We start from the raw sequence: 22,926 nt of genomic DNA on the forward strand, positions 1-22,926 counted from the left end.
GGCAAGATCATATGGGATATAGAGCATCCATTTTGCACCCTCCTTCATCAGCTGGAGTCCTTCAACCCATCCGCGGATCACGTTGCTGACCCTGAACTGTGCCGGTTCACCGCGGTCATACGAAGAGTCAAATTTGGTTCCGTCAATCGTCTTGCCGGTGTAATGAACCTTCACAACATCCTCAGGGCCGGGCATGGCACCTGTGCCGTCCGTGATGATCTTGTACTGCAGTCCGCCTGGCAGGGTGACAACGCCGACCTGGCACAAGCCGCAGCCATACCCCTCGAATCCGTAGGACTTGGCCACATGCTCCCTGGAGCGCGCGAGGTGCTGCCGGCACTTCTCCTTGTCGTGGCCGGCCTCGGTGATCGCGCGGGCCGGGCAGCGGTCAATGCATTTCCCGCAGGTGCCTTCCGCGAAAAAGAGGCAGTAGGCCCGGTGGTCGGCATACGGCCGGGGCGTGGGTTCGATGGAAATTCTGGCCACCACCGATCCGACCCTCATGGCTTTGCCCCTTGCGGTGATGAGCCCGTCGCACAGCCCGAAGGTGCCTAGGCCGGCCGCGTGGGCGGCATGGCGCTCGGACCAGGAGGAGGCATAGGAAAAGCGCCGGGAGTTGACGATGGTCCAGTTGGGAACGAGCATCGGCGCAACCGCCGCATGGCCGGCTTCCGTCAGATGCCCGGCAACGTGGCGTCGAAGGGCCGCATTGAACGCCTCGCCGTAGACCCTGATCCGTGCCCATTCTTCGGACGGAAAGGTTTTCGCCCTGCGGTTGGCCTTGCGGACCGATACCCGCTGGGGCAGGACCCACGACACCACCATCAACTCCTCAGGGCTTGCGGACTGGGCCGGGCAGTGCTGGCTGAACACCTCCCAGGGGGTCCAGTGGAAGGCCCCGACATATTCCTTGAACTGCTGCCACATCGGGTCCGCGCCCGAAGCAAACCCCACCAGGACATCCTCCCAGGCGGGCTCTCCGGTTTCATTTCCCATGGTGTTGCGGGGTGAAGCGGCGATGAAATCCCGGATCAACGCTTTGATCCGGTCCCCAGACATCTGGGAGCTGTTTTCCATGCATTCCCTCCTTTTCTAGTGTTCAGCGACGAATTTCCTGGCCTTCAGTTTCAACCCCTTGCCGGGGAGGGTCATCAGGGTCGAGGTGCCGTGGGCGAGCAGCGCCCCGTCTGCGCCCAGGACCCGGGCTTCAGCGTAGCTTATGGATTTTCCGGACCGGATGGCGCAGCCTTCGGCCGTGAGCCGGCCGCACACCACCGGCTTCAGGTAGTTGAGCTTCAAGTCGATGTTGACCAGCCCCGCCTCCTCGGGAATGCGCATGAAGACCGCCCAGAAGGTGGCGGTGTCGATGAGGGTGGCCAGCACGCCGCCGTGGACGATGCCGAAGGGCTGGAGGTGGCACGGGCCGGCCTCCAGGACAATCTCCGCGCTGTCGATATCAATGGCCGCAAGGCGCATGGACATGTGGCTGGGGTATGGGGCGGACCCCACCACATGAATCAGTTCTTCAATGTATTCCGGGTTGGGCTTCAGCATCCTTCCTCCATTGGTTGCACACGTTTATCTTGCATACAAAACATCAGGCCCGCAAAAAGCGCGGCCCGGCGGATCAGCCGCTGCGCGAGAGCAGCTTACGAAGGAGCGTCCGGAAGATCATCTCCTCCTCGTCGGTGAGGTTCGAGAGAAAGGAGCGATTTTCAGCGGGGATGAGGCCGCGGACGGCCCGGCCCACCGTTCTGCCTTTTTCGGTGAGGCGGATCCGTACCGCCCGACGGTCGTCGGGGCTGTCCCGCCGCTCCACCAGCCCCGCCCGGGCGAGGCGGTCGACGATCCCCGTGAGGGTGGCGCTGTCGAGCTGCACCCGGCTCCCCAGGCTGCCCGAGGGGATATCGTCCTCCTCCGCCAGAAAGGCGAGCACCATCCCCTGGACCGCCGTGACCCCGAAGCGGGCGACGCTCTCGTTCCAGTGCCTGGCGCCGGCCTGGCTCGCCTTGGCGAGTTGAAAAAAGATACAATCATGGGCCTGCATGGGCTCACCTTCCAAAACCGTCGCATTTTTTCCTTGCATGCAAGCTAAATACCTTTTCCAAAAAGGGGTGTCAAGAAAAACCTGGGGAAACGGGAAGTCCCTCCCGGCCTCCACGGTCCCGGCGGCCGCTCTTGAAAGAAGGGCTTTCCAAATCCGGCGGTTTGCCGTATGTTCCGCGCGGCGGATCCGTCGAGACCGCCTTTTGGGGGCCGGCGGGAAACGAGAGGGATTGACGCGACTGATTTTCGAAGGATGAGACGACCCATGAGCGGCAAAAAATTCTATGCGGTTGCCAAGGGGCGAAAGCCCGGCATCTATACCCGGTGGTTCGGCGAAGGGGGAGCCCAGGCCCAGGTCAGCGGGTTTCCCGGAGCGGTTTACAAGGGGTTTCCGACCCGCGCTGAAGCCGAGGCTTTCATGAAACATCCCCCGGCCTGGGGAGGCCGGAGACCCTCGGCCCCGAAAGCCGATCCAGCGTCTTCCGAGAACGCCCCCCGCAAGGACGGGGTCCCCGAGGGAAACCGCGTGATCGTTTATACGGACGGCGGCGCATTGGGGAACCCGGGTCCGGGCGGATACGGGGCGGTGGTCACGGAAGACGGCACGACCCGGGAGTTCTCCGGCGGGTACCGGCTCACCACCAACAACCGGATGGAGCTGACCGCCTGCATCGTCGGGCTGAAGGCCATCGAGGCCCCGTCGTCGATCGTCCTCTACAGCGATTCCAAATACGTCGTCGACGGCGTCACCAAGGGATGGGCCAGGCGGTGGCGGGCCAACCACTGGATGCGGACCAAAACGGAGAGGGCCGTCAACCCCGATCTCTGGGCCGAGCTGCTCTTGCTCTGCGAGAAGCACGACGTGGAATTCCGGTGGGTGAAAGGCCATGCGGGCAACCCCGGAAACGAGCGGTGCGACCAGCTCGTGAGGATGCAGTCCGTCCGGTCCGATCTGCCGCCGGACAGGGTCTACGAACAATCGAAAGAATCGTAGGGGCCTTTTCGCCGCCCCCTATTCCAGTAATTCCCCGCCTTCCGCATCCGCGTTTTCCTGCGATTCCGGAGCGGGCGGATCGGGTGGGATCACCTCGATGCGGTCGACCCGCTGGTACCCCCGGGGTAGCGATTTCCCGCGGCGGCCCCGCTCCCCCATGAATGCCGAAAGGTTCCCCCAGGTGAACCGGACCGCCTGCTTCCCGGAATGGAGCTTCACCGTCGCCCCCTCGGGGAGGATCTGGATGAACTTGACCAGCTCCCGGCCTTCCCGCGCGGCTTTCGGGGGGATCTGGAGGATCTTGTTGCCCTTTCCCCGGGGCAGTTCGGGCAGGTCCCGGACGGGGAAGATGAGCATCCGACCCTCGGTGGTGACGGCGGCAAGATAATCCGTTTCCGGATGTTTCACGATCTCGGGCACCAGGGGCCTCGCGTTTGCAGGAAGGGCCAGCATCGCCTTGCCCTTGGTGTTCTTGGTCGCCATGTGATCGGTTTCGGTCACGAAGCCGTATCCGCAGTCGCTGGCCAGGAGGACCTTCCGCCCGGGTTCGCCCATGACGACGGCAATAAAGCGATCGCCGGCCGAAAGCGCCAGCTTGCCCGTCAGCGGCTCCCCCTGGCTCCGGGCGGACGGGAGGGCGTTTGACGGCAGGGCATAGGTGCGGCCTGCGGTGTCCATGAAGATGGCCGGCTGGCTGGTTTTGCCCCGGGCCGCGCTCAGGAATTCGTCGCCCGCCTTGTAGGCGAGCTGGGTCGGGTCGACGGCGTGCCCCCGGGCGGCCCGCACCCACCCGTTGGCGGAAAGGACCACGGTCACGGGCTCGGCGGGCGCAAGATCCACATCCTTGATGGCCTGGGCCTCCCGGCGGGCCACGATGCGGGTCCGCCGGGGGTCGCCGTATTTGTCGGCATCGGCTGCGAGCTCCTTCTTGATCAGGGTTTTCATGCGCCGGTCGGAAGCCAGGGTCCGCTCGATCTGCTCCTTCTCCTTCTCCAGGCCCGCCTTTTCCTCCCGGATTTTGATCTCTTCCAGACGCGCGAGCTGCCGGAGCCGGATCTGGAGGATGGCCTCGGCCTGGAGGTCGGAAAAATCAAAGGAGGAGATCAGGGCCGCCTTGGGCTCGTCGCTCTCCCGGATGATGCGGATCACCGCGTCGAGGTTGAGGTAGGCGACGAGAAGACCGTCCAGGATATGGAGGCGCTCCGTGATCTTGCCTAGTCGGAACTGGAGCCTCCGGGTCACGGTCTCCCGGCGGAAGGTCAGCCACTGGTGCAGCATCTCGAGAAGGCTGAAGGTTTTGGGCTTCCGGTTCAGGCCGATGGCCGTCATGTTGACCTTGATGCTTTTTTCGAGGTCGGTGGTGGCAAAGAGATGGCCCATGAGGGCCTCCTTGTCGATGCGCGGCGACCGGGGCAGGATCATGATGCGCACCGGGTCCTCCTGGTCCGAGAGGTCGCGGATATCCGCCACCATGGGCAGTTTTTTGGCCGTCATTTGCGCTGCGATCTGCTCGATCAGCTTTTCGGGCGACACCTGATACGGGAGGGCCGTGATGATGATGTCGCCGTTGTCGATCTCATAGGTCGCCCGCATGCGGATCATGCCCTGGCCGGTCCGGTAGATCTCGACGAGCTCCGCGGGCGGGGTGATGATCTCCGCACCCGCGGGAAAATCCGGCCCCGCCACGATCCCGCAGATCTCCTCGAGGGACGCTTCGGGACTGTCGATGAGATGGATGCAGGCCGCAACGATTTCCCTCAGGTTGTGGGACGGAATGTCCGTCGCCATGCCGACGGCGATCCCGGCGGCGCCGTTCAAAAGGATGTTGGGCAGCCGCGCAGGCATCATCCGGGGCTCCTGGAGGGTCCCGTCAAAATTGGGCACCCAGTCGACGGTTCCCATGGAGAGCTCCGACAGGAACCCATCGGCATAGGCCGACAGGCGCGACTCGGTATACCGCATGGCGGCGAACTCCCTGGGCGCGGCGATGGATCCCCAGTTCCCCTGGCCGTCGATGAACGGATAGCGGTAGGAAAACTCCTGGGCCATGAGGACCATGGCCTCGTAGCAGGCGGAGTCGCCGTGGGGGTGGTATTTGCCGAGGACGTCGCCCACCGTGCGGGCCGATTTCTTGTGCTTGGCGGTGACCTTGAGGCCCAGCTCGCTCATGGCATAGATGATGCGCCGCTGTACCGGCTTGAATCCGTCCCCGACAAACGGGAGGGCCCGGTCCATGATCACGTACATGGCGTAGTTGAGATAGGAGGGCCGGACAAACTCCCCCAGGGAGAGCTGTTCGATGCCCTCGCGGGAGACGGGTGTGATTTCGGTCATGGGTCACTCCGTTAGATTACACTGAAGATCCGCCATACCCCGGCGGCAGGTCTTGATTTTTGAAGGCCCGGAATGCATCCGTGACGACGTCTCTGGGAAACATCCGCAATTCTTCCGGTGTGAATGGATATTGGGGCAGATATTGCAGGATCAGTCTGCACACGGCCAAGGCCTGGGAATAATCCCGTTTTTTTTTCGCCGGTTCCCGATCCACCTGTTTGCTCAGCCAAAGCTTGTGTATGGCAAAAGCACGCGGATCCGGCGCCGCCAGGGTTGCCGGGAATCCATCATCGCCGATGACGACCTGGCTGAATTTGGGGGCGGAAACCAGCCATTGAAGATTTTTGATCTCGGCGGCAAACAGGTCGTCGCCCCCTCCCATTTGCCGTTCTTCTTTTTGGAAGACGGATTTGGGCTCCGGTTTGACCAGATCCACCATGTAGCCGGATCGATTGACGGCACGAAAGCTCTCCCTCCCGGACAGATCGAAGGAGCGATCCGCTTTCTTCAAAATATCGATGAGACCGCTGCCGTCGATTGGATCGGCGGCAAACAACCGCAGCCTGGGCCTGACATCCCACAGGACATCCATATCCCGGGTGGCGAGCAGCCCCCGCGCCAGAAAAGCAGCGGCTTTCGCCTCATATCCATACAGGGCGTTGGTGCCGATGACCAGCAGATGCCGGCCCAAAAGCTGATGCTGATCGAGAACCCTCAAAATAGAGGTCACGATGCGCGGCACGCGTGCAATACGCGCCGCTTTGCAGAAACGCGCTTGATCTTTGAGCTGCTCTTTTAAATGGGTAAGGCGATCCAGAAGCTGCTGCTTGTTTTTGTGAAACTCGACATATATCGATTCCGTCTCTTCGGACCTCGGGCCGAGGCTTTGGCCATATCCGAAACGATCCAAAGATCGAAACAGATATTCTCTTTCTTTGGATTTCTTCCAGTGCATGCCCCCCCGGTAGGCCCTGCTCTTGGTAAACGCATCCATAAACGCTTCATGAAGCTGGGCCGTATCAATAAAGATGCGCCTCTGATCCTCGTGCATTTCCTCGGAATGTATGCTGTTTTCCATGAATCGATCTTTTGGAACCGTCAAATTTCGGCTTTCAAAAACCGGCGATTCGGGTTTGGGCGCCAAAGTTGAAGGGTAAAATCCGGAATGAATCGATCAGGTTTTCTTTCGGTTTTCCTTCATTGATATAATTTTTGAATAATGAAGGAAAACAGACATCCTGTCAACGGTTGTGTTTCAGGCGCAGCCAAAAACGGGATCCAAAAAAGATCTTGCCCTGATGCTCTTGGAAACCGGAGCACCCCCCGGAAATATATTTAAAAGGCCTCGGGTTCGGCGAGGTCGCCCTCTTCCTCGAGCCAGTGCTTGCGATCCTTGGACCGTTTTTTGGCCAGGAGCATGTCCATGGTTTCGACAATGGCGTCCTCGTCGTCCAGGGTAAGCTGGACCAGGCGGCGGGAGTCCGGGTACATGGTGGTTTCGCGAAGCTGATTGGGGTTCATCTCCCCCAGGCCCTTGAACCGCTGGACATCGATCCGCCCTTTCTTGGGGCCGGCCTCCAGCCGCTTCAGCACGGCATCCTTCTCGCTCTCGTCCAGGGCATAATGGACGCTCTTGCCCTGGTCGATCCGGTAGAGAGGGGGCATGGCCACAAAGATGTTCCCGGCCGCCACAAGGGGCCTGAAATGCTTCAGGAACAGGGCGCAGAGCAGGCTGGCGATGTGGAGGCCGTCGGAATCCGCGTCGGCCAGGATGATGATCTTTTCGTACCGGAGCCCCGACAGGTCCGACGCCCCGGGGTCGATGCCGGTGGCCACGGCGATGTCATGGATCTCGTTGGATTTCAGCACCTGATCGGTCTCCACCTCCCAGGTATTGAGGATCTTCCCCCGGAGGGGCAGCACCGCCTGGATCTGCTTGTCCCGTGCCTGCTTGGCGGAGCCGCCCGCGGAATCCCCCTCCACCAGAAAGAGTTCGGATTCGGCCGGGTCCTGGGAAATGCAGTCGGCGAGCTTGCCCGGCAGGGTGGGGCCGGCCCCGGCCTTTCTGCGCACGACCTTGTTGGCGGCCCTGAGTCGCTTCCGGGCGCTCTCGATGGCCATCTCGGCCAGGCGAAGGCCGGCGTCGGTGTTGAGGTTGAGCCAGAGGGCGAAGGAATCCCGCACGATATTCGACACAAAGGAGGCGCATTCCCGGGAGGAGAGCCGTTCCTTGGTCTGGCCCGAAAACTGGGGCTCGTTCATCTTCACCGACAGGACGTAGGCGCACCGGTCCCAGAGATCGTCGGGCGCGAGCTTGATCCCCCGGGGGATCAGGTTCCGGAAATCGCAGAACTCCCGCATGGCCGCCAGCAGGCCGCTCCGGAAGCCGTTGACATGCGTGCCGCCCACCGGGGTGGGGATGAGATTGACGTAACTCTCGGCCACCGCGGGCGTCTGATCCGGCATCCAGGCCGCGGCCCAGGCCACCGTCTCCCCGTCCCCCTCGTGATCGCCGGTGAAGGGGTCCTCGGGAATCCGCTCGCCCTCGCCCAGGCTTTCCAGGAGATAGTCCCGGAGCCCGTCCTCGAAGTACCATTTCTCCGTCTCGCCCGTGTTCCTGTCGATGAAGGTCACGGTCAGGCGCGGGCAGAGGACGGCCTTGGCCCGCAGGGTATGGCGGAGCTTGCGGACGGAGAAGTCCGGGAACTCGAAATACCGGGGGTCGGGCCAGAACCGGACGGTGGAGCCGGTATTGCGGACGCCCACCGTGCCGACCGGGGTCAGGTCCGAGGTCTTCCGGCCGTTCTCAAAAGCGATGGCGTATCGGTTCCCGCCGCGCCGGATCTCCGCCTCGAGGCGGGTGGAGAGTGCGTTGACCACCGACACCCCCACGCCGTGGAGGCCGCCGGAGAACCGGTAGTTCTTGTTGCCGAACTTGGCCCCGGCATGGAGTTTCGTCATGATGACCTCGACCCCGGTCATCCCCTCCTCGGGGTGGAGGTCCACAGGCATGCCCCGGCCGTCGTCGCACACCTCCAGGGAGCCGTCCTCGTAAAGCACCACCTTGATCTGGCGCGCAAACCCCGCGATGGCCTCGTCCACCGCGTTGTCGATCACCTCCTGGGCAAGATGATTCGGCCGGGTCGTGTCCGTATACATCCCCGGCCGCCGCCGCACGGGGTCGAGCCCCCGCAGCACCTCGAGGGACGCGGCGTCATAGTCCCCGGTGGGCGCGCTGTCAAATAGATCCCTGTTTTTGATGAGAAACCTCCAACCACCCTGAAAACGGTAAATCTCCGTAGGGGCAGGCCCCCGTGCCTGCCCTGAACCGGCACCCGCGCGACGACAGGGCACCCACAGGGGGGTGCCCCTACGGGTTGGTTCATCCCCTTCGCACCATCCGCCCGGTTCCGGTTCCAGATGCCCGTAGGGGCAGGCCCCCGTGCCTGCCCGCTTCCGTCCGTCTGAATACCATTCCCGTGTTAAAAAGCAAGGGGGAAACCCAACCGAAATCCGCCGGGAAGACGATGGCGGCGACCGCCTTGCCGTTCAGCCTTCGCGCTGTTCGTCTTCTCCGGCGTTTTCATCCGCTACCACCCTCCCCTTCTCCACATCCGCCAATCCCTTTTGCACGGCATCGATGAAGCGGGCCTGTTCCGTCAAAAAGTCGAAAGCCTCCGGGGAGATGAGGACGGCGGCAGCCTTGCCGTTCTGGGTGATGACTATGGGATGATGCGTGCTTTGTACCTCATAGAGCATTTGGGAGGCCTTGGCTTTGAATTCCGATAGGGAAACGATGTTCTTCGAAACGTTCAAGGGCTTCATGTGATCACCTGGTTCTAAATTCGGGTTTGTTTTTTGTATTGAATATGGATCTGAATTCAGATTTTTTCAAGAACTGATTGCCCTTATTGGATGGATCAGAGATGGTTTTGCGCAGCGCCAAGATGATAGGGCACCCACGGGGGGGTGCCCCTACAGGTTGTTTCATATCGTTCGCACCATGTGCCCGGTTCCGTTCCCGGATGCCCGTAGGGGCAGGCCCCTGTGCCTGCCCTGAAACGGCACCCACGCGCCGATAGGGCACCCACGGGGGTGCCCCTACGGGTTGTTTCATATCATGCGCACCATGTGCCCGGTTTCATTCCCGGATGCCCGTAGGGGCAGGCCCCTGTGCCTGCCCTGATGCCTGGCGGGCGGGATAAAGGTTGAACTCGCGACCCGCTGCGGCTATAGTCCAACAATCAGGCATGGACGACACAATTACGGAGGAACCCCACATGGGTGTCTGCGTTGAAGGGAATGTGCTGGCGGAGCTGCTCACGCTCTTGAAGCTGGAGAAGATCGAGGAGAATATTTTCCGAGGCCAGAGCCAGGACCTGGGGCTGCGGAGCGTCTTCGGCGGGCAGGTGCTGGGGCAGGCCCTTTCGGCGGCCTGCCAGACCGTCCCGGAGGACCGGCGGGCACACAGCCTCCATGCCTATTTCCTGCGGATGGGGGACGCGCGGAAGCCCATCGTTTACAGCGTAGACTGCATCCGGGACGGAAAGAGCTTCACCACGCGGCGGGTGGTGGCCGTCCAGAAAGGTCAGGCCATCTTCAGCATGTCGGCCTCCTTCCAGGTCGACGAGCCCGGATTCGATCACCAGGACCCGGCCCCGGAAGCCCCGGGCCCCGAGGGCATCCCCTCCGACCTCGAGTTCGCCCTCCAGCACCGGGACAGGATACCGGAGGCCATCCGGGACAAGATCCTCTGCAAAAAACCCATCGAAATGCGGCCGGTCGACCCGATCAATCCCTTTGCGCCGGAAAAGCGGGCGCCTACCCGGTACACCTGGTTCCGGACCATCGACCGGATGCCCGACGATCCCGCGGTCCACCAGTATCTGCTGGCCTACGCCTCCGACTACAGCCTGGTGGTCACGGCCCTCTACCCCCACGGCCACAGCTACTGGGAGCCCTCGATGCAGGTGGCGAGCCTCGATCATGCCATGTGGTTTTACCGGGACTTCCGCATCGACGACTGGCTCCTCTACGCCATGAAAAGCCCCAATGCCTGCAAGGCCCGGGGCCTCGCCTCGGGACGGATCTACACCCGGGACGGGAGGCTCGTCGCCTCGGTGGTCCAGGAGGGGCTGATCCGCCATCACGGCGATCCCGGCCGAAACGCCCCGTGACGCCGGCCTTTGTTACCGCCCGGGGAATCCATCGCGCCTGCCGGGCGCTCCTGGATCTGGCCTTCCCGCCCAAATGCCTGGTCTGCGGCACCTTCTATCTATTCCCGCCGCCCGGGCCGGATCCAGCCGCGCCCTTCGATGCCCCGCCCCAGGCCTTCTCGGCCGTCATGGCGCCCTTTTTCTGCCCGGCATGCCGCGATGATTTCCCCTGCGCGGACGGACCCGTGTGCAGCCATTGCGGCAAGAAGATCCCCCACCCCGACGGCGTGGAGTCTGTCTGCGACGCCTGCCTCAACCGGCAGAGGCACTTCCGGAAGGTCCGGGCCTTCGGCAGCTATGACGGAAGCCTCAAAACCGCCCTCCACCACCTCAAATACCGGTCCATAACCCAACTGGCCCGGCCCCTGGGAAGCCTCCTGTTTGCGACCTTCCTGCGGCACTGGCCCGACCGCGACATCGATTTCATCGTCCCGGTTCCCCTCCACCCCCGCAAATTCCGGCGCCGCGGGTTCAACCAGGCCTTTCTGCTTCTCCGGAAATGGCCCGCGCTTGCCGAAAAAACAGGGATCGACCTCCCCGGGGGGATCATTCAACGAACCGCCCTCAACAGGATTCGGGAAACCGACGCCCAGGTCGGAATGAACCGCCGCACCCGGCAGGCCAACATTCAAAACGCCTTCACCCCTGGCCGAGGGGTCGATGTCTCCGGAAAAAAAATCCTTCTGGTGGATGACGTCTACACCACCGGCGCCACCGCCGATGCATGCGCAGAAGCACTCCGGAACGCCGGCGCCGTTCGGGTGGATGTCCTCACCCTTGCGCAAACCGTTCGAAACCTGTAAAAGATCGGTCCATGGAAACGCGACCCAACCGCACCTATCCGGACCAGCCCCAGGTGGGCGTGGGTGCCGTGGTTTTCAAGGAGGACAGGGTCCTTCTGGTGCTGCGGGGAAGGCCCCCCGCGGAAGGCGTCTGGGCCATTCCCGGCGGCCGCCTCAAGCTGGGGGAGACCCTGAAGGAAGCCGCCGAGCGGGAGGTTGAAGAGGAGACCGGCATCGTCATCCGGGCCGGGGAGCCCGTGTTCGCCTTTGATGCCATCGTGCGGGACCCTGACGGCGGCGTGCAGTACCATTATGTGATCGTCGATCTATCGGCGGAATACCTGGGAGGCGAACCTCTGGCCGGAGACGACGCGCTTTCGGCCCGATGGGTCTGCGCAGCCGAGATGGCCTCCCTGGATGTCAACCCCGCCACCCGGAACCTTCTGAAAACCCGATTCAACTTCGGCTGACGCACAGGCCCCTTTTGGCGCTGGAAGGTCGATGATGGAAAAAAACCGCACCAAGTGGAACGAGAGGTATCAACAGGAGCCGCATCCCAAGCCGCCGTCGCCCATCGTCCGGCGGTTCTGCGCCAGGGCGCCCAGGGGCCGGGCTTTGGACATCGCCTGCGGCACCGGCGGCAATACCGGATTTGTGGCCGCAAAAGGGTTTGCCGTGGACGCGGTGGACATCTCGGACGCGGCGCTTGGAATCCTTTCTCAACAAACCCCCGCCGTCAACGCCGTTCAGGCCGATCTGGACACCTATGAGATCCCGCCGGACCGATACACCCTCATCCTCAACATCCGCTTTCTGAACCGGCGCCTCTTCCCCTATATCAAGGAAGCGCTTCTGCCCGGCGGCATGCTGATCTTCGAAACCTTTGTGGAGGCCCCCCGGGGCCATACTCTCACAGTCTCCTGCCGGGATTATCTCCTGAGGGAGAATGAACTCCTGCATGCCTTCCTCTCCCTGTATGTCATCCATTATGAGGAAAAATCGGTCGTCACGCCCAGAGGCAAAGGAAAAATGGCGTCGCTGGTGGGAATCAAGCGATGAAAAATCCGACCGCCGGCATCGACAGTCCGGCAGCAGCGCCGCCCATAAACCCGTTCCTTGCGCTGGTGGTCGGGGTGATTGCCGTATCCACGGGCGCCATCTTTGCCCGAATGGCCGGCGAGGCCCCGGCCCTGGTCATCGCGGCCTACCGCGTCGGCCTGGCCTCCCTGTTGCTCCTGCCCATCGCGTGGTTCACCGCCCGGCGGGAGCTGGCGGGCCTATCTGCGGCCGACCTCAAACTCGCCGGGGTGTCGGGCCTGTTTCTGGCCCTTCACTTCGCCACCTGGATCTCCTCCCTTGACTACACCTCGGTGACCAACAGCGTGGTCCTTGTCAATACCAACCCCCTTTGGGTGGGCCTTTTGACGCCTTTCATCGCACGGGAAAGACTGGGAAGGACTGCCGTGATCAGCATTCTCGTCAGTGTCGTCGGGGGCGTCATCATCGGAACCGGGGATTTCGAGACCGGCGGCAAAGCCCTCCTGGGCGACGGCCTGGCCCTTGCGGGCAGCGTCTGCGCCGCCATCTATCTTCTGATCGGCCGCCGCCTCCGGCAGAAGCTGACCCTCACCGCCTATATCATGGTCTGCTACGGCAGCGCCGCCGTCATCCTCTGGGCCATGGTCCTGGCGCTGAGGCTGCCGGTCACCGGGTTTTCGGCCGGAACGGTTTCCGCCTTCTGGGCCATGGCCCTCATCCCCCAGTTGATCGGCCACACCAGCTACAACTGGTCCCTCCGGTGGTTCAGCGCCGGAACCATCGCCGTGAGCCTCCTGGGGGAGCCCATCGGCGCCGGCATCCTGGCCTATCTGCTCTTCGACGAGCGGCCGACGGTCTACAAATTCGTCGGCGGCGGCCTCATCCTTTTCGCCATCTACCTGAGTGCCCGCGGAGAGCCGGGAAACAAAAGATGATGGACTCGTAAAAAGTCGCGTTTCCCGCGGATTCGTAAAAAACCCAAGATCAAGGCTTGCGAATCCTGAGGAATGAGGCGTACTTGTCGTACGCCGCAGTGACGAAGGATGAAGCGTAACGCAGATATCGGGCTTTTTACGAATCCGTCAAAGATGAGATGAATCCCGTTGACAAAGGCCCGCCGATGCTTTAATCAAACCTCAGTTCTTTACCGGCCGCACCCGCGCGCGCCGCAGTTTCAGGCGCTGTTCAAAACCTGCGGACGTTCGGTTTCAACCCATTGATTCAATACACCAATTTATTTCATACGATGATGACGGAGGCATCCCATGGCATATGAAAACATTCTGTTTACCCTGGAAGACGGCATCGCGACCATCACCTTCAACCGGCCCAAGGCCCTCAACGCCCTGAACGGCGCGCTCCTGGGCGAACTGTCGCAGGCCCTGGGCGAGGTGGCGGCAAACGAGGAGGTCCGCGTGCTGATCCTGACCGGCGCCGGGGAAAAATCCTTTGTGGCCGGCGCCGACATCACGGAACTGGCCACCTACGGCCCCCTTCAGGCCAAGGCCTTCGCCCAGCAGGGGCAGGCCATCATCAGCACCCTTCAGTCCCTGACCATCCCCGTGATCGCCGCGGTGAACGGGTTCGCCCTGGGCGGCGGCAGCGAGATGGCCCTGGCCTGCGATTTCATCTATGCCTCGGAAAACGCGAATTTCGGCCTTCCCGAGATCAGCCTGGGCATCATCCCGGGGTTCGGCGGGACCCAGCGGCTGCCGCGCCTCATCGGCCCCAACCTGGCCAAGGAGATGATTTTCACCGGAAAGATGATCCCGGCGGTCGAAGCCAGGGAAATCGGTATGGTCAACAAGGTTCTCCCGTCGGAGTCCCTGATGGAGGAGACCCTGAAAACCGCCCGGATCATGGCGTCCAAGGGGAAGGTCTCCCTCCGGGCCGCCAAGCAGAGCGTCAACCGCGGCCTCACTGTCGACCTGGCCACCGGCCTCGACATCGAGTGCGACGCCTTTGCCCTCTGCATGGCCAGCGAAGACGCCAAGGAGGGCACCGCCGCATTCCTCGAAAAGCGCAAGGCGGCGTTCAAGGGCCGGCTGAAATAGCCTCGGCTTTTTTTCGCTTGACACGGTTTCCCGGATTCGTTATGGGTGATCTCGAAATTCTTTTGAACTTTTAACAGGGGGTTAGCGTTTATGCTCCGATGGTTTTCCATGGATCACCCCGGCCTGTTCAGCGGCTATGGCTTTAGATGGTCCGCTCATGGGCTGAGGGCGTAGAATCCCCCGAAAAATACGAATAAACCATGAGTGGACACGAGGCGGTGGCACTCATGGTTTGGTTTCACAGGGCTGTGGGTGGCGCACCGACAGCCCTTTTTTTTTGTGACCGCGCAAAAAGACATCAGGAACATCTTGATGGTCTCATAAAAAGTTAATTTTCAGACGGCTTCGCAAAAAGTTCGAGATACGGCTTGCAAATCCCGAGGAATGAGAAGTACTTAGAGTACGCCTCAGTGACGAGATATGCAGCATAACGCAGATATCGGGCTTTTTGCGGAACCGTCAATCTTACCGCATCGGATAACGGACCCAGGAGAAGGAGGAGGACCGGACATGATCTACGATATCGAATATGAAACCCTGCCGCGGGAGGCGCTGGAGGCCATCCAACTGAGGCGCCTCCAGAACACCCTGGAGCGGGCTTACGCCACCGTCCCGTTTTACCGCAAGAAGTTCACCGAAGTCGGCGTCAAGCCAGGCGACATCAAGTCCCTGAAGGATCTCCGCCTCCTCCCCTTCACCACGAAGCAGGACCTGAGAGACAACTACCCCTTCGGCATGTTCGCCGTCCCCATGGAGATGGTGGTCCGCATCCACGCATCCTCCGGCACCACCGGCCAGCCCACGGTGGTGGGGTACACGGCCCGGGACATCAACACCTGGGCGACCCTGATGGCCAGGTCCCTTGCGGCCGGCGGCGCCACCCGCGGAGACATCATCCACAACGCCTTCGGCTACGGTCTTTTCACCGGCGGCCTGGGCGTGCATTACGGCGCGGAGAAACTGGGGGCCTCGGTCATCCCGGTCTCGGGCGGCAATACCAAGCGGCAGATCACCATCATGAAGGATTTCGGCCCCACCATCATCACGGCCACGCCCTCCTATGTCCTCCACCTGGCCGAGATCGCCTCGGAGCTCGGGGTCGATTTCAGGGACCTCAAGTTCAAGTACGGCATCTTCGGCGCCGAGCCCTGGTCTGAAAACATGCGGGAGGAGATCGAAAGGAAACTCCACCTGAAGGCGGTGGACATCTACGGGCTGAGCGAGGTCATCGGCCCGGGCGTCTCCATCGAATGCCATGAAGCCCAGCGGGGGATGCACATCGCCGAGGATCATTTCATTCCCGAGATCATCAACCCCGACACCGGGGAGCCCCTCCCCTACGGCGAAACGGGCGAGCTGATCTTCACCTCCATCACCAAGGAGGCCTTCCCGGTGCTCCGCTACCGGACCCGCGACATCACCGCCATCACCCCCGAGCCCTGCATCTGCGGAAGGACCCTCGTCCGGATGAAAAAGGTCAGCGGCCGGACGGACGACATGCTCATCATCCGGGGCGTCAACGTCTTCCCCTCCCAGATCGAGAGCGTCCTCATGGAGACCGAGGGGGTGGAGCCCCACTACCAGCTCCAGGTGGACCGCGTCGACAATCTGGACAAGCTCACGGTGATGGTCGAGGTGGGAGAGCACCTCTTTTCCGACACCGTGAGGCCCCTTCAGGAGATCGAGAAGAAAATCACGAAAAACATCAAGGAGACCATCGGCGTGTCGGCCCAGGTCAAACTGGTGGAGCCCAAGACCATCCAGCGAAGCGAAGGCAAGGCCGTCCGCGTGATCGACAACCGGAAGTTGTAACGGCGGGATTTTTCCGCTATACATCCATCGACTCCCCGAAAGCGATCGCCCCTACCGGAAGGGCAACCCTATCAGGCAAAGGAGACAACCATGCGCGCAGAACAGATTTCCATATTTCTGGAGAACAAGTCCGGACGCCTCGCCGAGGTCACCCGAATCCTCGCCGAAAACCAGATCAACATCCGGGCCCTGTCGGTGGCCGATACCTCCGACTTCGGGGTGCTCCGCCTCATCGTGGACGACAACGAAAAGGCCGGCATCGCGCTCCGGGAGAACGGCTTCACCGTGGGGAAGACCAACGTGGTGGCCGTCGAGGTCCCGGACCAGCCCGGCGGGCTCTACCGAATCCTGACGATCCTTCAAAACGGGAACGTCAACGTCGAATACATGTACGCCTTTGTTCAGCAGAGCGGCAGCAACGCCGTCATGATCTTCCGGTTCGACCATACGGACGAGGCGCTCAAACTGCTCCAGGACAGCGGCGTTACGGTCATCGAAGGGCGGCGGCTCTATACCCTCTGATCCGGAATGCGTCCGGGCATCCCGGTTTTTTCACCCAACACCCCAACCCCTCAAGGAGGAAAGCGGATGAAAACAGCAACGGGCAGCAGGAAGTACGGCTTTCAGATCGCGCTGATATGGGCGGTCGTCACGGTTTTCACAGGCAGCGCTCTTGCCGAGGAGGCCTACAAGGTGGGCGGCATTTTTTCCGTCACCGGACGGGCCTCCTTCCTGGGCGATCCGGAAAAGAAGAGCATGGAGATGGCGATCGACGCCGTCAACGCCGCCGGCGGCATCGACGGCCGCAAGCTGGAGGCGGTCATCTACGACACCGAGGGGGACCCCACCAAGGCGGTCATGGGCATCAGCAAGCTCCTCAACAAGGACAACGTGCTGGCCGTCATCGGGCCGAGCACCACCCCCACCACCCTTGCGGTCATGCCCTTCGCCGAGAAGACGGGGACTCCGCTCATCAGCTGCGCAGCAGGCAACAAGATCACCCTGCCGGTCAATCCCTGGGTGTTCAAAACCGCTCAAAGCGACATCCTGGCCGTCCAGACGATTTATGAGCACATGAAAACCCAGGGCATCAAAAAGATCGGCATCCTGACCGTCGCGGACGCCTTCGGCGAGTCGGGCCGGGAGCAGCTCGAAGCCCAGGCCGGGAATTTCGGCCTGACCATCGTCCAGGCCGACAAATTCGGGGGCAATGATACGGACATGACCGCCCAGCTCACCAAGATCAGGAATGCCGCGCCGCAGGCCATCGTCACCTGGACGATCGGCCCAGTGGGGTCGATCGTGGCCAAGAACAAGGCCCAGCTCGGGGTCACCATCCCGCTCTTCCAGTGCCACGGACTCCCGGATCCGAAGTACATCGAGCTGGCGGGCAAGGCCTCCGAGGGAGACCGTATGCCCGCGACCAAACTCATGGTGGGGAGCGCCCTGCCGGAGACGGATCCCCAGAAGAAAGTCATCGCCGAGTTCAGCCATCTCTACCGAGACGTGTACAAGTACGACAAGGAATTTCCCATCAATACCCACTCGGGTTACGCCTGGGACGCGATCACCATCGTCGCCAATGCCATGAGGAAGGCGGGGACCGACCCGAAGGCGCTGCGTGCGGCCATCGAGCAGACAAAGGGCTATGTCGGCGTGTCGGGCGTGTACAACCTCACCGCCGAGGACCACAACGGCCTGGATGTGGACTCCATGGTCATGGTGCAGGTGAAGGGCGGGAAGTTCGTCCCGGCGGAGTAGCGGCTTCCGCTGCAGCCTGGTCGAAGCGGTTTCCGCTGTACGGATAAATATCAGGGTCGAGCCTGGGGGCGCGCGGCCGATGAAGACCATCTTGCTCACCGGGGCCAGCGGGCGCATCGGAAGGTGCCTGCGGTATGCGCTGCGCGACGACTACCGACTGGTGCTGTTCAATCGGTCGGCCATAGACGATCTCGGGCCGAATGAGACGCTCGTCCGCGGGGATACCACCGACGCAGGGGCAATCGAAGGGGCAGCCCGCGGCGCCGATGTGGTCGTGGACATGGCGGGCGTCTCGGATGTGGCACCCTTTCGAGAGAAGCTGCTGCCGACCAATATCCTGGGAACCTACAACGTCTTCGAGGCGGCTCGGTTGGCGGGAGTACCCCGCGTCGTGTATGCCAGCACGCACCATGTCGTGGGGTATTACGCAGCGGATCAATGCCTCGATGAAGCCGCGCCCTACCGTCCAAGCAGCATGTACGGAGTGACGAAGTGCTTTGCCGAGGCCACGGGGCGTCTCTACGCGGATAAGGCCGGGCTGCAGGTGATCTGCCTCCGGATCGGTTTCTTCCGGGACCGGCCGCTGGAGGAGCGGCATCTCGCTGTGTGGATCAGCCCCGACGATATGGCGCGTTTGGTTCGGTGCGCCATCGAGGCGCCCAACGTCCATTTCGAAGTTGTGTACGGGATCTCGAACAACACGCGCCGCTTCTGGGATCTCGGCCGGGCCCGAGAGGTGCTTGGTTACGAACCGCAAGACGACGCCGAGGCGTACGCGACAGAGCTGCTGCAAGGGCCATCTGCGGACTTCTCGGCACGCCTCCGGCGTGTCGGCGGTTCCAAGTGCGAGCTGCCTTTCATGCCGTAGTTAGAACGCGGCGATTCTGATTCTTATTGACACTACCCCGGCTTTCTTATTTACTGCCCCCGCTCCTTCACGTTTTCAAGTGACCCCGGACGGCTTCAGTGGGAAGCCGAGGAGGGGCGCGTTTGCCGTCGTTCTTTGGAGGATAGATCACATGGTTACCCGTCGCGTGGTTCTTGCCGCCCTGTTGATCCTTGCCGGTAGTGTGCTGACCGGCGCGTTCGTCGAGGCTGCCGATCCGCAGTTCACCAAGGCCGTCCGCATCATTGTTCCGTATGCCCCCGGTGGCTCCTCGGATATCCTGGCCCGCTTGATCGGCCCGCACCTGTCCAAGGCGATTGGGCAGCCGGTGGTCGTCGAGAACAAGCCCGGGGCGACCGGCAACATCGGCGCCGACTTGGTGGCCAAGGCCGAAAAAGACGGGCACACACTCTTGCTCGCCGATATGGGGGCCGTGGCCGCGGCGCCGAGCCTCTTTTCCAAGCTGACCTACGATCCGGAGAAGCAGCTCATGGGGGTCGGCATGGTGATGTTCGCGCCGTACATCCTCGCCGTCCACCCGTCGGTCCCTGTGAAGACGGTGGCCGATCTGGTGGCTCACGCGAAGGCCAACCCGGGCAAGCTGGCGCTGGGACACTCCGGTGTCGGCAACGCCAACCACCTGACCGGCATCGTCCTCGCAAAGCACTGGGGCATAGACTGGAAATACGTCCCTTACAAGGGAGGCGCCGCGGCCATTCGCGCCGTCGTGGCGAACGAGAGCAATGTCATCATCAATGGAGCGCTGGCCACCCAGCCCTTCGTCACCCAGAATCAGCTCAAGGGCGTGGCCGTCTCGGGTACCAAGCGCCTGGATGCGTTGAAGGATCTACCCAGCTTCAAGGAGCTGAATCTGCCGGCGGTGGACAGCGGGACCTGGCAGGGCGTCATGACCACGGGCGGCACCCCGGCACCCATGGTGGCGCGCCTGAACGCCGAGTTCAAGAAGATCCTGGCCATGCCGGAGATCGAAAAGAAGATCTCCGACCTGGGCGGCGACGTGCGGATCGGTTCGCCGGAGGACTTCGCCACCTGGATGAAGGCCAACGTGAAGAGTTGGGGTGCGGTGGTCCGCGAGGCCAACATCAAGTTGGAGTAGGAACGCGAGATGCTCGCGTCAGTTGGCGGAAAGCAGCGCGGTAACGCCCCGGACATCGCGTTCGGGGCGTTCCTGATTCTTCTGGCGGTCGTGGCCCTCTGGGAGACTTGGGCGCTCGCCATTGGTAATGCCTCCGACATGGGGCCCGGGTACGTGCCACGCGCGCTGGCGTGGATCATCATGGGGTTCGGTCTCGCGTTCGTCACGAGCGGACTCCGGGCCACGCACCGATCCCTGCCACGGTTCGATCTCCGGTCGTTCCTAATGGTGCTGCTTTCCCTAGCCGTCTTCGCCCTGCTCCTGCCGAAAGGCGGCCTGGCCCTGGCGACCTGCGCGACGTTGGCCTGCTCGACGTTCGCCGTGTCCGGATTCCGGTGGCGCGAGAGTCTGCTCTTCGCCGTCATCCTCACGACCTTCACGGTGCTCCTGTTCGTGAACGGCCTGGGGCTTCCCCTGGCCGTCTGGCCGCGGTGGTGAGGAGCCGCCGGTGAACCTCGTCGACAACCTCGCCCTCGGTTTCTCTACTGCGCTTTCGCTGCAGAATCTATTTTTCTGTTTCCTGGGAGTGGTCATCGGCACGCTGGTCGGCGTCTTGCCGGGCATCTCGCCGCTCAACACCACGGCCATGCTCCTTCCGTTCACGTTCGGCCTCCCCCCCGCTTCGGCCATGATCATGCTTGCCGGCATCTTCTATGGGGCGCAGTACGGCGGTTCCACCACGGCCATCCTGGTGAATGTGCCGGGGGAAACCTCTGCTGTCGTCACGTGCCTGGACGGGTACCAGATGGCCCGCCAGGGCCGGGCAGGACCGGCCCTGGCCATTGCGGCTGTGGCTTCATTCTTCGCGGGGACCGTGGCGACCATCGTGATCGCGGTGCTCAGCGCGCCGCTGGCGGCCCTGGCGATGAAGTTCACGGCCCCGGAGTATTTCAGCCTGCTGGTGATGGGCCTGATCGCCGCGGTCGTCTTGGCGCATGGTTCCCCCTTCAAGGCTATCGCCATGGTGCTCATGGGGGTACTGGTCGGCCTCGTGGGGATCGACGTGAATTCCGGCAAGCCCCGGCTGACGTTTGGGATCCCGGATATTGCCGACGGCATGGACTTCGTTCCGGTGGTGGTCGGCCTGTTCGGGATCGGCGAGGTGATTGCCAACCTGGGGAGTCCCCAGGACCGTAGCATTCTGGCGGGAAAGATCAAGAATCTGATGCCGACCTGGCCGGACTTGAAGGCCGCATTCCCCGCCATACTGCGGGGAACGTGCGTGGGGACTATGCTCGGGATCCTTCCCGGCGGCGGCGCGGCGCTGCCTCCGTTCGCGGCGTACGCTCTGGAAAAGAAGGTGTCGCGTCACCCGGAGCGCTTCGGGACCGGCGTCATCGAGGGTGTCGCCTCGCCCGAGGCCGCGAATAACGCCGGTGCCCAGACCAGTTTCATCCCACTCCTCACGATGGGCATTCCCACCAATCCGCTCATGGCGCTCATGATCGGGGCTCTGATGATTCAGGGGATTCAGCCCGGCCCCTCGGTGATTCGCGAGCAGCCGGCCTTGTACTGGGGCGTGGTGGCCAGCATGTGGATCGGGAATCTGATGCTGGTTGTCATCAATCTGCCGCTGGTGGGCATTTGGGCCTCGCTGCTGCGTGTGCCGTACCGATTGCTCTTTCCGGCCATCATTCTGTTCTGCTGCATCGGCGCCTACGCCAGCAGCAACAGCGTGTTCTCGGTCTGGCTGATGCTTGGCTGGGGGGCCCTGGGGTACTTCTTCAACAAGATCGGCGTGCAGCCGGCCCCCATGGTCCTGGGCTTCGTCCTGGGGCCGCTTCTGGAGGAGAATTTCCGTCGCGCGATGCTCTTGTCCGGCGGGGATCCCGCGGTGTTCATCCAGCGTCCGATCAGCGCGGGCCTCCTGGCTGTCGCCGCCATCCTGCTCGTTGTGCTGGTCTTCCCGACGATCCGCATGAAGCGCGAGGGGGCGTTGACGGAGTAGCGGGGGCGTCCCGCGAGCCGCGACGTCTTCCTCCTTTTCCTGTCGCCCCCGATCTCTCCCCCGTGCGGCACACGTCGCCGGCAGGTCCCGCTCTGCAGAGTACCCAGACTCCCACATCTTTCCGCTTGACAGGGGGACTCGGTAAGAATACACAGTATGCTGTATACAAGAGGAGCTCTTCCGTGGCCGAGCACGGCGTCGTCCGATCCCTCGCCGACCATCAATCCCTACGGGAGCGGATCGTGGTCCGCCTGCGGCAGGCCATCATCACCGGCGACCTCGCCCCGAAGTCCCACCTGATCGAGCCCGAACTTGCCCGGCAGTTGAACGTCAGCCGCACCCCGCTTCGCGAGGCGATCCGTCAGCTCGAAGCCGAAGGCTTCGTCACGACGGTGCCGCGGGTCGGGTGTTTCGTCAGCGAGATCACCCCGCAGGATGTGGAGGATCTCTACGCGATCCGGACCGTCATCGAGGGCTTGGCGGCACGGCAGGCCGCGGAGAACCCGGACTCCGCCAAACGGGAGGTCCTGGACAACATCCTGGCGGATCTGGCGAAACGGACCGGCGACTTTCGGCAGTATCACGAGATCTCCGGAAGATTTCACGACATCATCGTCGAACTGTCGGGGAACCGTCGGCTGCAGGGGATCTATCACAGTCTGGCCCAGCACGTCTCGCGCATGCGGACGTTGTCTCTGGCGGTGCGAGGACGACCCGAGATCTCCCTGCGAGGCCACCGGCGCATCGCCACCGCAATCCTGCGCGGCCGCGGGGCGGAGGCGGAGCGAGCCATGCGGGCGCACATCGAAGCGGCGTTGGCGTCGAGCGGGATGGCCGATCGGCTTTCCGTCGGTGTGACGGGGATTCCGGTGTTGGAGGCCGATGAGACGGCGCAATCG

23 protein-coding genes are annotated in these 22,926 nt (G+C 62.6%); 16 read left to right on the forward strand and 7 right to left on the reverse strand.

The window, feature by feature from the left end; genetic code table 11:
• The 3 genes from ACEW8N_RS07395 to ACEW8N_RS07405 form a co-directional block, all read right to left on the reverse strand.
• A partial coding sequence (locus ACEW8N_RS07395; RefSeq protein ID WP_373499161.1) for an FKBP-type peptidyl-prolyl cis-trans isomerase occupies positions 1 to 1,077 on the reverse strand: 1,077 nt, incomplete at its 3' end.
• Between the two features lie 15 nt (positions 1,078 to 1,092).
• Entirely contained in the window at positions 1,093 to 1,554 is a 462-nt protein-coding gene (locus ACEW8N_RS07400) for a PaaI family thioesterase (protein WP_373499162.1), read from the reverse strand.
• Between the two features lie 73 nt (positions 1,555 to 1,627).
• Positions 1,628 to 2,047, reverse strand: a complete 420-nt coding sequence (locus ACEW8N_RS07405; RefSeq protein WP_373499163.1) for a MarR family winged helix-turn-helix transcriptional regulator — start codon at positions 2,045 to 2,047, stop codon at positions 1,628 to 1,630.
• A gap of 264 nt (positions 2,048 to 2,311) precedes the next feature.
• On the opposite strand from ACEW8N_RS07405, the gene rnhA reads away from it, so the two are divergent.
• A complete protein-coding gene (rnhA, locus tag ACEW8N_RS07410) occupies positions 2,312 to 3,040 on the forward strand; it encodes a ribonuclease HI (RefSeq protein ID WP_373499164.1) in 729 nt (242 codons plus the stop codon).
• Between the two features lie 18 nt (positions 3,041 to 3,058).
• Here rnhA and parC read toward each other — a convergent pair whose 3' ends face one another.
• Together parC and ACEW8N_RS07420 are read right to left on the reverse strand one after the other, a co-directional pair.
• On the reverse strand, positions 3,059 to 5,374 hold the full coding sequence (gene parC, locus ACEW8N_RS07415; protein ID WP_373499165.1) for a DNA topoisomerase IV subunit A: 2,316 nt from the start codon (positions 5,372 to 5,374) through the stop codon (positions 3,059 to 3,061).
• Positions 5,375 to 5,390: 16 nt separating this feature from the next.
• Positions 5,391 to 6,116 carry a nucleotidyltransferase domain-containing protein gene (locus tag ACEW8N_RS07420; RefSeq protein WP_373499181.1) on the reverse strand — a complete coding sequence of 242 codons (726 nt, stop codon included), beginning with the start codon at positions 6,114 to 6,116 and terminating at the stop codon, positions 5,391 to 5,393.
• Between the two features lie 57 nt (positions 6,117 to 6,173).
• Here ACEW8N_RS07420 and ACEW8N_RS07425 point away from each other — a divergent pair, with 57 nt between their 5' ends.
• Positions 6,174 to 6,524, forward strand: coding sequence for a hypothetical protein (locus ACEW8N_RS07425; RefSeq protein WP_373499183.1), 351 nt, complete (start codon positions 6,174 to 6,176; stop codon positions 6,522 to 6,524).
• Positions 6,525 to 6,709: 185 nt separating this feature from the next.
• Here the strand turns inward: ACEW8N_RS07425 and parE are convergent, their stop codons facing one another.
• Positions 6,710 to 8,635 carry a DNA topoisomerase IV subunit B gene (gene parE, locus ACEW8N_RS07430; protein WP_373499182.1) on the reverse strand — a complete coding sequence of 642 codons (1,926 nt, stop codon included), beginning with the start codon at positions 8,633 to 8,635 and terminating at the stop codon, positions 6,710 to 6,712.
• A gap of 288 nt (positions 8,636 to 8,923) precedes the next feature.
• On the reverse strand, positions 8,924 to 9,199 hold the full coding sequence (locus ACEW8N_RS07435) for a type II toxin-antitoxin system Phd/YefM family antitoxin (protein WP_373499166.1): 276 nt from the start codon (positions 9,197 to 9,199) through the stop codon (positions 8,924 to 8,926).
• A gap of 455 nt (positions 9,200 to 9,654) precedes the next feature.
• Here ACEW8N_RS07435 and tesB point away from each other — a divergent pair, with 455 nt between their 5' ends.
• The 14 genes from tesB to ACEW8N_RS07505 all read left to right on the forward strand — a co-directional run.
• Complete coding sequence (gene tesB, locus ACEW8N_RS07440) at positions 9,655 to 10,551, forward strand: acyl-CoA thioesterase II (protein WP_373499167.1); 897 nt, start codon at positions 9,655 to 9,657, stop codon at positions 10,549 to 10,551.
• Positions 10,548 to 11,393 (forward strand): ComF family protein, encoded by an 846-nt coding sequence (locus ACEW8N_RS07445; RefSeq protein WP_373499168.1) that lies wholly within the window; start codon positions 10,548 to 10,550, stop codon positions 11,391 to 11,393. Before tesB ends, ACEW8N_RS07445 begins: the two co-directional genes overlap by 4 nt.
• An 11-nt stretch (positions 11,394 to 11,404) precedes the next feature.
• Positions 11,405 to 11,842 (forward strand): NUDIX hydrolase, encoded by a 438-nt coding sequence (locus tag ACEW8N_RS07450; RefSeq protein WP_373499169.1) that lies wholly within the window; start codon positions 11,405 to 11,407, stop codon positions 11,840 to 11,842.
• A gap of 31 nt (positions 11,843 to 11,873) precedes the next feature.
• Positions 11,874 to 12,431: a class I SAM-dependent methyltransferase gene (locus tag ACEW8N_RS07455; protein ID WP_373499170.1), complete on the forward strand. Its 558-nt coding sequence runs from the start codon at positions 11,874 to 11,876 to the stop codon at positions 12,429 to 12,431.
• Complete coding sequence (locus tag ACEW8N_RS07460; protein WP_373499171.1) at positions 12,428 to 13,345, forward strand: DMT family transporter; 918 nt, start codon at positions 12,428 to 12,430, stop codon at positions 13,343 to 13,345. Before ACEW8N_RS07455 ends, ACEW8N_RS07460 begins: the two co-directional genes overlap by 4 nt.
• 330 nt (positions 13,346 to 13,675) lie before the next feature.
• A complete protein-coding gene (locus ACEW8N_RS07465; protein ID WP_373499172.1) occupies positions 13,676 to 14,464 on the forward strand; it encodes an enoyl-CoA hydratase/isomerase family protein in 789 nt (262 codons plus the stop codon).
• 510 nt (positions 14,465 to 14,974) lie between these two features.
• A complete protein-coding gene (locus tag ACEW8N_RS07470; protein ID WP_373499173.1) occupies positions 14,975 to 16,276 on the forward strand; it encodes a phenylacetate--CoA ligase family protein in 1,302 nt (433 codons plus the stop codon).
• A 90-nt stretch (positions 16,277 to 16,366) separates the two neighbouring features.
• Entirely contained in the window at positions 16,367 to 16,798 is a 432-nt protein-coding gene (locus tag ACEW8N_RS07475) for an ACT domain-containing protein (RefSeq protein ID WP_373499174.1), read from the forward strand.
• A 66-nt stretch (positions 16,799 to 16,864) separates the two neighbouring features.
• A complete protein-coding gene (locus ACEW8N_RS07480) occupies positions 16,865 to 18,037 on the forward strand; it encodes an ABC transporter substrate-binding protein (RefSeq protein WP_373499175.1) in 1,173 nt (390 codons plus the stop codon).
• 79 nt (positions 18,038 to 18,116) lie between these two features.
• A complete protein-coding gene (locus ACEW8N_RS07485; protein WP_373499176.1) occupies positions 18,117 to 18,905 on the forward strand; it encodes an NAD-dependent epimerase/dehydratase family protein in 789 nt (262 codons plus the stop codon).
• A 151-nt stretch (positions 18,906 to 19,056) separates the two neighbouring features.
• Entirely contained in the window at positions 19,057 to 20,040 is a 984-nt protein-coding gene (locus ACEW8N_RS07490) for a Bug family tripartite tricarboxylate transporter substrate binding protein (RefSeq protein WP_373499177.1), read from the forward strand.
• Between the two features lie 9 nt (positions 20,041 to 20,049).
• Positions 20,050 to 20,517: a tripartite tricarboxylate transporter TctB family protein gene (locus tag ACEW8N_RS07495; RefSeq protein ID WP_373499178.1), complete on the forward strand. Its 468-nt coding sequence runs from the start codon at positions 20,050 to 20,052 to the stop codon at positions 20,515 to 20,517.
• A 10-nt stretch (positions 20,518 to 20,527) separates the two neighbouring features.
• Positions 20,528 to 22,027 (forward strand): tripartite tricarboxylate transporter permease, encoded by a 1,500-nt coding sequence (locus tag ACEW8N_RS07500; RefSeq protein WP_373499179.1) that lies wholly within the window; start codon positions 20,528 to 20,530, stop codon positions 22,025 to 22,027.
• 182 nt (positions 22,028 to 22,209) lie between these two features.
• A partial coding sequence (locus tag ACEW8N_RS07505; protein ID WP_373499180.1) for a GntR family transcriptional regulator occupies positions 22,210 to 22,926 on the forward strand: 717 nt, incomplete at its 3' end.

The sequence above is a fragment of the Desulfococcus sp. genome (assembly GCF_041737845.1).
Taxonomy (GTDB): Bacteria; Desulfobacterota; Desulfobacteria; order Desulfobacterales; family Desulfococcaceae; genus Desulfococcus.